Here is a 12,425-nt window from a genome sequence, read left to right on the forward strand (position 1 = left end):
GAAGTCAGGCGAGGCAGCCCCTCACCTATCCGCGCCGCAACTGCCGCTCGAGCTCCTCAGCGTCCGTTATCACCGGTAGGCAGACCTGCCCGGTGCACAGCCAGGCGCCCGGCTCGATCGTTGGCGGCAAAACGCCGCCTGGCAGCGTCGCCAGGTTTGTCGCCGAGCCGACCGACACGATAGTGTCGACCCGGCGGGGGTCCGGATTTCGATTCGCAACCGGAACAAGCCCGGGGTTCTCTTGGTCGTCCACCAGCACCAGTTTCAACGGCTCGGTCGCCAAGGCGCAGGCGTTGACGATACCTGCCTGGCCATAGGCCTGATGCGCCGCACGGCCGGCCGCGTGTTCGGCGACCTTCCAGGTCTTTTCCTGTAATTCAAGATCGCCCGAAAGCGAGGACAATCGGACCATGGCCTCGATGATCTGGCCGGTGGCTGACGGGATAGCCTCGTCGACATCGCCCCTGATACGGATCGGCACGTCGGCACTGTCCAACGCGGTTAGGTAGTAGCCGGTGTTGTTCTCATCGCTATGCCATTGATCGAGCTGCGCGATGAATTGGCCGGCCAGCTCGGTGTAACGCGATGTGCCGGTAGCTTCAAACAAGGAGATCGCGGCGTTGACCATGGCGGCGTAGTCGCTCGACATCGCCGGGAAAAGCCTCTTTGCGCCAAGCATCGAATGCGGCAAGCGACTGTCTCGACCCGCGCTGGCAATGGCAGCGAAGGCCTGCTCCGCCGCCTCGATCCAGTCGATCCGTTTCAGGGAACGACCGGCTTCGGCGAGAGCCGCGATGACCAGGCCGTTCCAATCGGTCAGGATTTTTCCGTCACGCCCGGGTCTGACGCGCTGCTCCCGGGCTGCTCGCATTTTTTCTTTTAAGGGAATGAGCCGGTCGCGATCGGCCACGCTTTGCGTTTGCTGGGCTTCGGTCTGGTGGATGATCGGCTTGCCCTCCCAGCCATGCGGGGCGACAATCGTAAAGTGTTTGAAAAATAAAGCTGAGTCGTCGCCAAGAGCGGTTTCTATCTCATCCTTGCTCCAGGTGTAGAACAGTCCCTCCTCGCCCTCGCTGTCGGCGTCGAGGCTGGCAGCGAATGCACTGCCGTCGACGCGCATCTCGCGCAAGAGCCAGTCGGTCGTCTCTTCGATTCGTAACCGGAACAATTCGTTGCCGGTGGCGGCATAGGCCCAATTGCACAGCCGAATGAGCTGCGCGTTGTCGTAAAGCATTTTTTCGAAATGCGGCACCAGCCACTCGGCATCGGTCGAGTAGCGGCTCAACCCACCGCCGATATGGTCATAGATGCCGCCGCGCAGCATCTGCTCGAGGCTGAGTAGGACGGCGTCGCGATGGGCTGTTTGGCGATCGCGCAGCCAGGACAGCCAGAGCGTTTGCATGAACGGTGCATTGGGGAATTTGGGCGCGCCGCGCATGCCGCCCAAATCCCTGTCGATCATGCCTTCGATGCCGCTGGCGAGTGTCGCCAGCGTGTCGCGGTCGAGCACCGCCTTGGCATGCGAGCCCGCCAGCCGCGCCTCGACGTGCGTGGTCAGCCCGTCAGCGCTTTGGTTAACGCTTTCTTTCTTCTCCCGCCACGCCTTGTCGACCGCCTCGAGTACCTGGACGAAGCCCGGACGGCCGTAGCGTGCCTCGCGCGGAAAATAGGTGCCGCCCCAGAAAGGCTTTCCGTCCGGCGTCAGAAACATGGTCAGCGGCCATCCACCCTGTTCGCCCATCGAGGACAGCGCCGCCATATAGATCTGGTCGATGTCCGGCCGCTCCTCGCGATCCACCTTGATATTGACGAAGAGACGGTTCATGACTGCGGCAACGTCGTCATTCTCGAAGCTTTCGTGCGCCATGACATGGCACCAGTGGCAGGCGGCGTAACCGACCGAGAGCAGGATCGGCCGCTCCAGCGCCCTTGCTTCGGCGAGCGACGCCGGCGACCATGCCCGCCAATGCACAGGGTTGCCGCTATGCTGCTGCAGATAGGGGCTGGCCTCTTCGGCAAGCAGATTTTGCGCGGGCAATGTCACCGTCGATAACTCGGCAATTGTCGATGAATAAGCGAAGCTAGGGCGGTTGTGCTGGGTCGGCAAATGATTTCAGGTGATTCCATTGTTGCCCTGTCGAGCGGTCGCCTGCCCGCCGGCGTTGCTGTGATCCGCATTTCCGGCCCACACAGTCGATTCGTTATCGAAACAGTTGCCGGTTCCATGGTTGAGAACCGTGTTGCGACCTATCGGAAGTTCAGGACGCCCGACGGATCGGTGCTCGACAGCGGCTTGGTCGTTCTCTTTGCCGGCCCCAACAGCTTCACTGGCGAAGATATCGCCGAATTCCATGTCCATGGCGGGCGCGCCGTTGTGGCAAAAATGCTGGAGACGCTCGCCGGCTTTGACGGCGTCAGGCATGCCGAGCCGGGTGAATTCACCCGCCGCGCCTTTCTCAACGGCAAGGTCGATCTGGTCGAGACCGAGGCGCTGGCCGATCTCGTCAACGCCGAGACGGAGGCACAGCGGCGCTTTGCCGTTCAGAATGCCGAGGGTGTGCAGAGCGAGCTCTATTTGGGCTGGCGCCGTCGGCTCATCCATGCGCGGGCGATGATCGAAGCCGAGATCGATTTTGCCGATGAAGACGATGTGCCGGGTTCCGTTGCAGAGATGGTCTGGTCGGACGTGTGGGCGATGATCGACGAGATCGAACGTCATGTCCGGGGGTTCCGGGCCGCCGAAATCATCCGCGATGGGTTCGAGGTCGTCATCCTCGGCGCGCCGAATGCCGGCAAATCGAGCCTGTTCAACGCACTGGCCCGGCGCGAGGCGGCGATCGTCACGGAAGAGCCCGGTACGACCCGCGATCTGCTCGAAGTGGTGCTGGACCTGGAGGGGATGCGCATAAGAGTGACGGATACTGCCGGTCTGCGGGAGAAGCCCGGCAGGATCGAGGCGATTGGCATCGAAAGGGCAAGGAGCAAGGCCGGAACCGCCGATCTGCTGCTCGTGCTGGAGGATATGGCGGAGCCGATTGCAGCGGGCGCACTGCCGGCCGGTGTTCCATCATTGAGGGTCGGGACGAAGGTCGATCTGTTGCAAGGCAAGCCGCGGGCGTCCTTGCTTGGGACACCTTATGATGCGGTTATCTCGACCAGGGACGGTACGGGGCTGGCGGAGTTGCTGGCGGAGATCGGCCATCGCGCCGCGGCGCAAATTGGCCAGGTAGGCGATATCCTGCCGTCGCGGCTGCGGCACGTCGAGCTTCTCAACGAGACGAAACGCTTCCTGCTTGCGGCAGTGACAGGCAATGAGCGCGGGCAGGAGCTGCGGGCCGAGGAATTGCGGCTTGCGGCGGATAGGCTCGGCCGGATTGTCGGCGCCGTCAACGTCGAGGACATGTTCGACGTCATCTTTGCGCAGTTCTGTATCGGCAAATGACTCACGTGAAACATTGCAGACCGGCCGGCTTCGGGTGATTCACGTGAAACGCTGAAGCGTTGCGGCAGGAGGAGACCGGTCCCGGCCCCTCACGTCTGCGATCGGCGCAGGCCCTCCATGGCTTCGTCATCCTTGGGTGGAGCGAACGCGAGGCGGGAGCATAGGCCCTAGGATCCATACCGTAACGCCAGCCGAACAATGCGGCGGCTTGGAAATGTCGGTTGCATTCGCAACGCCGCTGTCGGGTGCCGGTGCGGCCGTCAGATAAGGGCATGGATCCCAGGGTCTCCGCGACGTCGCTTCGCCCCTGCTCCGCCCTAGGATGACGAAGGGGGATACCTTGATCATCTCCGAAGGTTCGCGACACTCCGCGATGGACTGGTCGCCGCCCGGCCAAGACCGCAGTGCCAGCGCATCAGTTGCATTGTTTCACGTGAAACGATTCGTCGAGCGTCCTTGACAGCGCAGGCTGTCGGCGACATGTGTCGGTCGACTTGAATTCGGGATTCTGAAATGACCGATCGCTTTGATGTGGTTGTGGTGGGCGGCGGCCATGCTGGTTGCGAGGCGGCCAGCGCTGCCGCGCGCGCCGGCGCGAAAACGGCTTTGGTGACGCTGCGCTTCGAGACGATCGGCGTCATGTCCTGCAATCCGGCGATCGGTGGGCTCGGCAAGGGGCATCTGGTTCGCGAGATCGACGCCATGGACGGATTGATGGGGCGCGTCGCCGATGCGGCCGGCATCCAGTTCCGTTTGCTCAACCGCCGTAAGGGACCTGCCGTGCGCGGGCCGCGCACGCAGGCGGACAGAAAACTGTATCGGCTCGCCATGCAGGCGGCGATTCGCGAGCAGGCCGGTCTCGATGTGGTCGAGGGCGAGGTTCTGGATTTCGAAATCGACAATGGGCGCATCGCGGCCGCGCTGCTGACGGGTGGGCGCAGGCTTGCCTGTGGCGCCGTGGTGCTGACCACCGGCACGTTTCTCCGCGGGCTGATCCATATCGGTGAGAAGAAGATCGTCGCCGGCCGCATGAACGAACAGGCCACCCTTGGCCTGTCCGCCACCATGGCGCGCGCGGGCTTCAAGCTAGGGCGGCTGAAGACCGGCACGCCGCCGCGGCTGGATGGTAGAACCATCGATTGGGCGTCGCTGGAGAGCCAGGCGGCGGATGAGCATCCGGTGCCGTTCTCGCTGATGACGGACCGCATCGACAACCCGCAGATCCATTGCGGCATTACGCGCACGACCGCGGCGGCGCATGAGTTGATCCGCGCCAATCTGGGCCGTTCCGCCATGTATTCTGGCTCGATCGAAGGAGTGGGGCCGCGCTACTGCCCGTCCATCGAGGACAAGATCGTCAAGTTCGGCGACCGCGAAGGCCACCAGATTTTTCTGGAGCCGGAAGGGCTGGACGACGATACGGTCTATCCGAATGGCATTTCGACGTCGCTGCCCGAGAATGTGCAGCTTGCCATTTTGAAGACCATTCCAGGCCTTGAACGTGCAACCATGCTGCAGCCCGGCTATGCCATCGAGTATGATCATGTCGATCCGCGCGAGCTCAAGCCGACTCTGGAAACCAAGCGGGTTGGCGGTCTTTTCCTCGCCGGGCAGATCAACGGCACGACCGGCTACGAGGAGGCCGGGGCGCAGGGCCTGCTCGCCGGCCTCAACGCGGCGCGGCAGGCATCGGCAAGCGATCAGATCGTGCTCAGCCGCACCGAGGCCTATATTGGGGTGATGGTGGACGATTTGACCAGCCGCGGTATCGCCGAACCCTACCGCATGTTCACCTCACGTGCCGAGTTCCGGCTGTCGCTGCGGGCCGACAACGCCGATGAGCGGCTGACGCCGCTGGCCACGAAGCTCGGCATCGCCTCGCGGCAACGGATGCATCGGTTTAGCTATGTCGTCCAGGACCTTGAAAAGGCGCGCAAGGTTGCGCTTGGCACGACCATGACCCCCAACGAAGCGGCGCGTCATGGGCTCGAAATCAACAGGGACGGTGTGCGCCGCTCAGCTTATGAGTTGCTGGCTTATCCAGGCGTTGATGTCGCCTGGCTGGCCCGAATCGCTCCGGAGTTTGCGGCAATCAACGCCAAGACGGCCGAACGCCTCGAAACGGAGGCGAAATATTCGGTTTATCTCGACCGGCAGCAGGCCGATGTCACACAGATCAGACATGAGGAGAGCCGATTGATCCCCGCGTCGCTGGACTTTGCCTCTGTTCCGGGTCTGTCCAACGAGCTGAAGCAGAAGATGCTGGCGCGCCAGCCGCGCTCCATCGCCGATGCGCAACGCATGGAAGGCATGACGCCGGCGGCGCTGGCGATCATCGTCGCGCATGTTCGCAACGCCGAGGCCGCCGGGCGAAGGAATGTTGCGTGAGCGCTGCCTCATGGGCGAGCCTACAAGAGGCCGCCGGCCCGGTTTCACGTGAAACATTCGACCGCCTTATGGACTTCGAGACGGTCTTCCAGAAATGGAACCGCCGAATAAACCTGGCCGCGCAATCGACGCAGGACGATGTCTGGCGCCGGCACATCCTCGACAGCGCGCAGGTTGCGCGAATCAAACCGGAGGCGAAGCGCTGGGTGGATCTCGGCTCGGGCGGCGGTTTTCCCGGCTTGGTCATTGCCTTTCTGCTCGCCGAGCGTGACGGCGCCAGGATCGATCTGGTTGAAAGCAATCGGAAAAAGGCATCGTTTCTGCAAGCGGTCGTCGGCCAATTCAACCTGCCCGCCCGCATTATCGCGCGGCGTATTGACGACGCCTATGCGCTTGTTTCGAGACCTCAAATCGTCACGGCCAGGGCGCTGGCGTCGCTTCCGGTCCTGCTCGAACTGTCGGCGCCGTGGCTGACGGCGGGCGCGTGCGGCCTGTTCCACAAAGGCCGGGATTACCGCGCCGAAGTGGCAGAAAGCGCTCAACGATGGTCGTTCGATCTGATAGAACATGCCAGCGCGACCGACGCTCATGGCGTCATCCTCGAACTGTCTGATTTGCGCCAACTGACTTGAGATCGGCGACCTCGGAATGAATTTCTGGCATAGACCCATGATGAAGAATGGCCCCCGAATCATCACCGTAGCCAACCAGAAGGGCGGTGTCGGCAAGACGACGACGGCCATCAATCTGGCCACGGCGTTGGCGGCGATAGGCGAGCGGGTGCTGATCGTCGATCTCGATCCGCAGGGCAATGCCAGCACCGGCCTCGGAATCGACCGGCGCGACCGCACCGTTTCCTCCTATGACGTTCTGACCGGCGAACTCGATCTGGAGGCGGCGGCGATCCCGACGGCGGTGCCGGGCCTGTCGATCGTGCCGTCAACGCTCGATCTGCTCGGCATCGAAATGGAGATCGCGTCGGCGCCGGACCGGGTGCTGCGGCTGCGCAACGCCCTACGCGCGTCAGCCGAGCGCTCGGCGAATTTCGGCTATGTGCTGATCGATTGTCCGCCGTCGCTCAATCTTCTGACGCTGAACTCGATGGCGGCAGCCGATTCGGTGCTGGTGCCGCTGCAGTGCGAGTTCTTCGCGCTCGAAGGCTTGAGCCAGCTGCTGGAGACGGTCGAGCAGGTTCGCCGTTCGATCAATCCCGACTTGACGATCCAGGGCATCGTGCTGACCATGTTCGACGGGCGCAACAATCTCGCCAACCAGGTGGTGCAGGACGTGCGCGCGCATATGGGCGACAAGGTCTATGAAACCGTCATCCCGCGCAATGTGCGTGTCTCCGAGGCGCCGTCCTACGGCAAGCCCGCGATCCTCTACGATCTCAAATGCTCCGGCAGCCAGGCCTATCTGCAGCTTGCCTCCGAGGTGATCCGCCGCGAGCGCAAATTGCGCGCCGCCTAATGCATGTCGCCCTAAAGTGGGAACTAGATAGCGGCATGCAGAAGCTGATTCGATACCGAAACGATCTGGACAGACGATGAGCGAAGACCTTTCAAGAAAAAGACTGGGGCGGGGACTAGCCGCGCTGATCGGCGAAATCGATCGTCCGGCAGCAGTGGAAAAGCAGGGCATGAATGCCGACGGCAAGGTGCCGATAGAGTTCCTGAGCCCGAATCCGAAAAATCCGCGTCGGCATTTTGGTGACGCCGACCTGACCGATCTTGCCCAGTCGATCCGCGAACATGGCGTGGTACAGCCGGTGGTGGCGCGGCCGTCGCCGACGCAAGCTGGCCGCTACGAGATCATCGCCGGCGAACGGCGCTGGCGCGCGGCGCAACGCGCCGGGCTGGTCGAGATCCCGATCATCGTGCGCGATGTCAACGATCGCACCGCACTCGAACTGGCGATCATCGAAAACGTCCAGCGCACCGATCTCAATCCGGTCGAGGAGGCGCTCGGCTACCAGCAACTGATCGACGATCATGGCTACACCCAGGCCGATCTCGGCCAGGTAATCGGCAAGAGCCGCAGCCATGTCGCCAACACGCTGAGGCTCTTGAAGCTGCCCGACGTGATCCGCGACATGCTGGTCGACGGCGCGCTGTCGGCCGGCCACGCCCGCACATTGGTGACGGCGCAGGATCCGGCGGGCTTGGCCAAGCGGATCGTCGAGGACGGGCTTTCGGTGCGCCAGGCCGAAGCGCTGGCGCAGATGCCGGCCGGCGCTCCAACGGTAAAGCGACAGCCTGCAGCACCGGCACAGAAGGATGCCGATACGCTGGCGCTGGAAAAGCTGATGACCGGCACGATCGGCATGATCGTCACGATCGAGCACAAGGAACGCGGCGGCGTGATCAGCGTCGCTTACCGGACGCTGGAGCAGCTCGACGAGCTCTGCCGTCGGTTGAAGCAGGAGCGATAGGTGCTTGAGGCAACAAGATATTTAGCCGGCAAATAAGGTTCCAGCTTAGGATTAACGCATCGCGTCGATGGATAAGGAAAAAGGGCCGGGCACTGCGCCGGCCCTTTCTTTTGCGATGCTGGTGATTGGCGAAATCGTCAGAGCAATCAATCTCCCCGCTTGAGAGGCCTTGAGGGGGGAGATGGCCGGCAGGCCAGAAGGGGTCGTCTCACATAATTCGCCCACGTTCGTCTCTCGTCGCGGAAAGCGCTGGCACTTCACGCGCGGCGACCCCCTCTGTCACCTTCGGCGACATCTCCCCCTCAAGGGGGGAGATTAGGCTCTCTGCGCCAGCCTTGCGCTCTCAACAGCAATGCCGAGCAGCGCCTGCCGTGCCAGCGCGACCGAGAGATCCGGCCGCCGGCGGGTCTGCAGGACCGCCGTCTGTAATCGGGTCAAAGCGCGGCCAAGCGCCTCGCTGCTCCAACGTCCGAGGGCTTTCTCCACTAGCTTGCGCCGCGAGAAAAAAACCGGCGGGCGCGCCGCGGCAACGACGGAAGCGGCGTTGCGGCCGCCGGTGTCCATCAGGCCGCGCATCGCCTGGATCGCCTGCAGCTGCCGCATCGCCGAGGAAAGCACCAGAAAAGCTTGGCCGCCGGACTGGCAGTGGCGGGTGAAGGCCATGTCGAAATCGCCGACCTTGCCCTCGAGCAAGGCATCGACGGCGTCGTCGAAGGACAGACCGGAGACGTCGCCCGAAGTCGCCTTGACGTCGTCGAGGCCGATTTCGGTCTGGCCGTGGGCATAGAGCACCAGCTTCTCGATCTCGCCGCGCGAGGCCAGCCGGTCGCCGCCGAGGTTGCGGCGCAGCGCCTGGCGGGCCTCCAGCGTCATCGACATGCCGGCCTTGCGCAATTCGTCGTCGATGACCGTGTCGATGTCGCGGGCCTCGTCGGCATAGCACGGCAGCGCCATGGCAATGTCCGCCGCCTCAACGATGGCGCGCAGCCCGACGCCCTTCTTCAGGTCCCCGGCCTCGATCAGTATGATCGCGTCCCGCGCGGGCTCAGCAGTCAGCGCCTTGACGTCGTCGGCCAGCGCCTTCTGGCCGGAGGCATTGCGCACCCAGAGCAGGCGCCGGTCCGAAAACATCGGCACGGTGCGAGCCTCGTCGAGCAGGCGGCCTTCGTCGCGATCGACTTCCGAACCGTCCAGCCTGACCACCGAGAACGGATCGTCGAGCGGCAGGCCGGTTTTGCCGGCAAAGGCCTTTGCACGCTCGGCGACGAGACCACGATCGGGACCATAGAGCAGGACGACCGAGATGCGCGGATCCGGCCGCGCCAGCCACGAATCGACCTCATAACCTTTCTTCTGCGCCATGGGCTCTGGTTAGCATGAATGCGGGCGCGGGTGAACAAAAGGACGCCGCTATCTTCCGAAACACCTATAGCACAGCGCCCTCTCTGTCCCGCCGATATCTCCCCGGGTATAGGAATTTCGAGAGGTTTGCCGATCTTGCAGGACCAGGTTTCCTTCGCCCCGCAAAGCGGGGGAGAGGTGGCCGTTAAGCGGTCGGAGAGGGGGCAACCACGCTGGCGAGCCTCTGAATCATTCAGGTCGCGCCTTCCCCCCTCTCCGTTCGGCTTTGCCGAGCCGCCTCTCCCCCATTTCATGGGGGCGAGGAACCCGTTGCAAGCCCAAAAATACCGGCTCTTGCGCCAAATCAGGCCGGACCATTCGCCTAGTTGCGCGCGGCACCAGAAGATCGACAAGAAATTTCGGCGACATATCTGCATCTTGGCTGGCGGTGTCGGGGAGGCGGCCTTTCTGCGGTCGTTCCCGGTTGAAGCACCAGCCGGCGAATTGGCACTGGTCTGGCGGTGTGCAAAGATTGCACCGGGCAACATTGGAGGACGAAGGTCATGGCTGATGCGGGACTATTGCGCTTCCATGTGCCGGAACCGGAGGTGCGGCCGGGCGGGACGCCTGACTTTTCCAATGTGACCATCCCCAAGGCCGGCTCGGTGCCGCGTCCCGAGATCGACGTCGATCCGCGCACCATCCGCGACATGGCCTTCTCGATCATCCGCGTGCTCAATCGCGCCGGCGAGGCGGTCGGACCCTGGGCTGGCCTGCTTTCCGACGACGAATTGCTGGAAGGACTGCGCCACATGATGACGCTGCGCAGCTTCGATGCGCGCATGCAGATGGCGCAGCGGCAGGGCAAGACCTCCTTCTACATGCAGCATCTGGGCGAGGAGGCGGTGAGCTGCGCCTTCCGCAAGGCGCTGGCGCTGGGCGACATGAATTTTCCGACCTATCGTCAGGCAGGCCTGCTCATCGCCGACGGCTATCCGATGGTCACGATGATGAACCAGATCTATTCGAACGAGGCCGACCCGCTGAAGGGGCGGCAGCTGCCGATCATGTATTCGTCGAAGGAGCACGGCTTCTTCTCGATCTCCGGCAATCTGGCGACGCAATATATCCAGGCGGTCGGCTGGGCGATGGCTTCGGCGATCAGCAATGATTCGAAGATCGCCGCCGCCTGGATCGGCGACGGTTCGACGGCCGAGTCCGACTTCCATTCGGCGCTGGTGTTCGCCTCGACCTACAAGGCGCCGGTCGTGCTCAACGTCGTCAATAACCAGTGGGCGATCTCGACCTTCCAAGGCATCGCCCGGGGCGGCTCCGGCACTTTCGCCGCCCGCGGTCTCGGCTTCGGCATTCCGTCGCTGCGGGTCGATGGCAACGACTATCTCGCCGTCCATGCGGTGGCGAAATGGGCGGCCGAGCGCGCGCGGAAAAATCTCGGCCCGACGCTGGTCGAATATGTCACCTATCGTGTCGGCGCGCATTCGAGCTCCGACGATCCGTCGGCTTATCGGCCGAAGGCCGAGTCCGACGCGTGGCCGCTCGGCGATCCGATCGTCAGGCTGAAGAACCATCTCATCCAGCGCGGCGTCTGGTCGGACGAGCGCCACACCCAGGCCGAAGCAGAAATCCTCGAAACAGTGATCGCGGCGCAAAGGGAGGCCGAGCGCCATGGCACGCTGCATGCCGGCGGCAAGCCTTCGGCGCGTGACATGTTCGAGGGCGTCTATGCCGAGATGCCGCCGCATCTCAGGCGCCAGCGCCAGCAGGCCGGGGTCTGATCATGCCAAGACGGACAATGATCGAGGCGATCCGCGACGCCATGGACGTGTCGATGGCCCGCGACGAACGCGTCATCGTGTTCGGCGAGGATGTCGGCTTTTTCGGCGGCGTCTTCCGCTGCACGCAAGGCCTGCAGGCCAAATACGGCAAGAGCCGCTGCTTCGATGCGCCGATCAGCGAATCCGGCATCGTCGGCTCGGCCATCGGCATGGCCGCTTACGGCCTGAAACCTTGCGTCGAAGTGCAGTTCGCCGACTATGTCTATCCGGCCTATGACCAGATTGTCTCGGAAGCGGCGCGGCTGCGCTACCGGTCGAATGGCGACTTTACCTGTCCGATCGTGGTCAGGATGCCAACCGGCGGCGGCATTTTTGGCGGCCAGACCCACAGCCAGAGTCCGGAGGCGCTGTTCACCCATGTCTCCGGCCTGAAGGTCGTGGTGCCGTCCAATCCGCATGACGCCAAGGGTCTCTTGATTGCGGCGATCGAGGATCCCGACCCGGTGATCTTCCTGGAGCCGAAGCGGCTCTACAACGGGCCCTTCGACGGCCACCACGAGCGCCCGGTGACGCCGTGGTCGAAGCATGAACTCGGCGAGGTCGCCGACGGCCACTACACGGTCCCGCTCGGCAAGGCGGTGATCCGCCGGCCGGGTGCCGCTGTCACCGTGCTCGCCTATGGCACCATGGTATATGTCGCCGAGGCGGCGGCCGAGGAGACCGGCATCGACGCCGAGATCATCGATCTGAGGACGCTGCTGCCGCTCGATCTCGAGACGATCGTCGGCTCGGTGAAAAAGACGGGCCGCTGCGTGATCGTGCACGAGGCGACGCTGACATCCGGGTACGGCGCCGAGCTGTCGGCCCTGGTGCAGGAGAACTGCTTCTACCATCTGGAAGCGCCGGTGGCGCGGGTCGCCGGCTGGGACACGCCCTATCCGCACGCGCAGGAGTGGGACTATTTTCCCGGTCCCGCTAGGCTCGGCCGCGCGCTCGTTGAAACGATGGAAGCCTAAAAGGGGGAGGC

At 63.5% G+C, this 12,425-nt stretch carries 9 protein-coding genes; 7 read left to right on the forward strand and 2 right to left on the reverse strand.

Features of this window, described 5'->3' with window-relative positions:
* Positions 1-25: 25 nt before the first annotated feature.
* Positions 26-2,044, reverse strand: a complete 2,019-nt coding sequence (locus tag A9K68_RS03850) for a thioredoxin domain-containing protein (protein WP_065006499.1) — start codon at positions 2,042-2,044, stop codon at positions 26-28.
* A 63-nt stretch (positions 2,045-2,107) separates the two neighbouring features.
* Between A9K68_RS03850 and mnmE the strand changes: the two genes are divergently transcribed.
* The 5 genes from mnmE to A9K68_RS03875 all read left to right on the forward strand — a co-directional run bounded on the left by mnmE (position 2,108) and on the right by A9K68_RS03875 (position 8,261).
* Positions 2,108-3,442 (forward strand): tRNA uridine-5-carboxymethylaminomethyl(34) synthesis GTPase MnmE, encoded by a 1,335-nt coding sequence (gene mnmE, locus A9K68_RS03855; RefSeq protein WP_065006500.1) that lies wholly within the window; start codon positions 2,108-2,110, stop codon positions 3,440-3,442.
* 513 nt (positions 3,443-3,955) lie between these two features.
* Positions 3,956-5,830 (forward strand): tRNA uridine-5-carboxymethylaminomethyl(34) synthesis enzyme MnmG, encoded by a 1,875-nt coding sequence (mnmG, locus tag A9K68_RS03860; protein ID WP_065006501.1) that lies wholly within the window; start codon positions 3,956-3,958, stop codon positions 5,828-5,830.
* Positions 5,827-6,462: a 16S rRNA (guanine(527)-N(7))-methyltransferase RsmG gene (gene rsmG, locus A9K68_RS03865; protein WP_065006502.1), complete on the forward strand. Its 636-nt coding sequence runs from the start codon at positions 5,827-5,829 to the stop codon at positions 6,460-6,462. Before mnmG ends, rsmG begins: the two co-directional genes overlap by 4 nt.
* A gap of 37 nt (positions 6,463-6,499) precedes the next feature.
* Entirely contained in the window at positions 6,500-7,300 is an 801-nt protein-coding gene (locus A9K68_RS03870) for a ParA family protein (RefSeq protein WP_082982163.1), read from the forward strand.
* 76 nt (positions 7,301-7,376) lie between these two features.
* Complete coding sequence (locus A9K68_RS03875; RefSeq protein ID WP_065006503.1) at positions 7,377-8,261, forward strand: ParB/RepB/Spo0J family partition protein; 885 nt, start codon at positions 7,377-7,379, stop codon at positions 8,259-8,261.
* Positions 8,262-8,576: 315 nt separating this feature from the next.
* On the opposite strand, the gene holA is transcribed toward A9K68_RS03875, so the two are convergent.
* Positions 8,577-9,623, reverse strand: coding sequence for a DNA polymerase III subunit delta (gene holA / locus A9K68_RS03880; protein WP_065006504.1), 1,047 nt, complete (start codon positions 9,621-9,623; stop codon positions 8,577-8,579).
* A gap of 542 nt (positions 9,624-10,165) precedes the next feature.
* Here holA and A9K68_RS03885 point away from each other — a divergent pair.
* Positions 10,166-11,398 carry a 3-methyl-2-oxobutanoate dehydrogenase (2-methylpropanoyl-transferring) subunit alpha gene (locus A9K68_RS03885; protein ID WP_065006505.1) on the forward strand — a complete coding sequence of 411 codons (1,233 nt, stop codon included), beginning with the start codon at positions 10,166-10,168 and terminating at the stop codon, positions 11,396-11,398.
* Positions 11,399-11,400: 2 nt separating this feature from the next.
* Positions 11,401-12,414 (forward strand): alpha-ketoacid dehydrogenase subunit beta, encoded by a 1,014-nt coding sequence (locus A9K68_RS03890; protein ID WP_065006506.1) that lies wholly within the window; start codon positions 11,401-11,403, stop codon positions 12,412-12,414.
* Positions 12,415-12,425 lie beyond the last annotated feature (11 nt).

Origin of the sequence: Mesorhizobium sp. AA22, assembly GCF_001672375.2 — a bacterium.
GTDB lineage: Bacteria > Pseudomonadota > Alphaproteobacteria > Rhizobiales > Rhizobiaceae > Mesorhizobium > Mesorhizobium wenxiniae.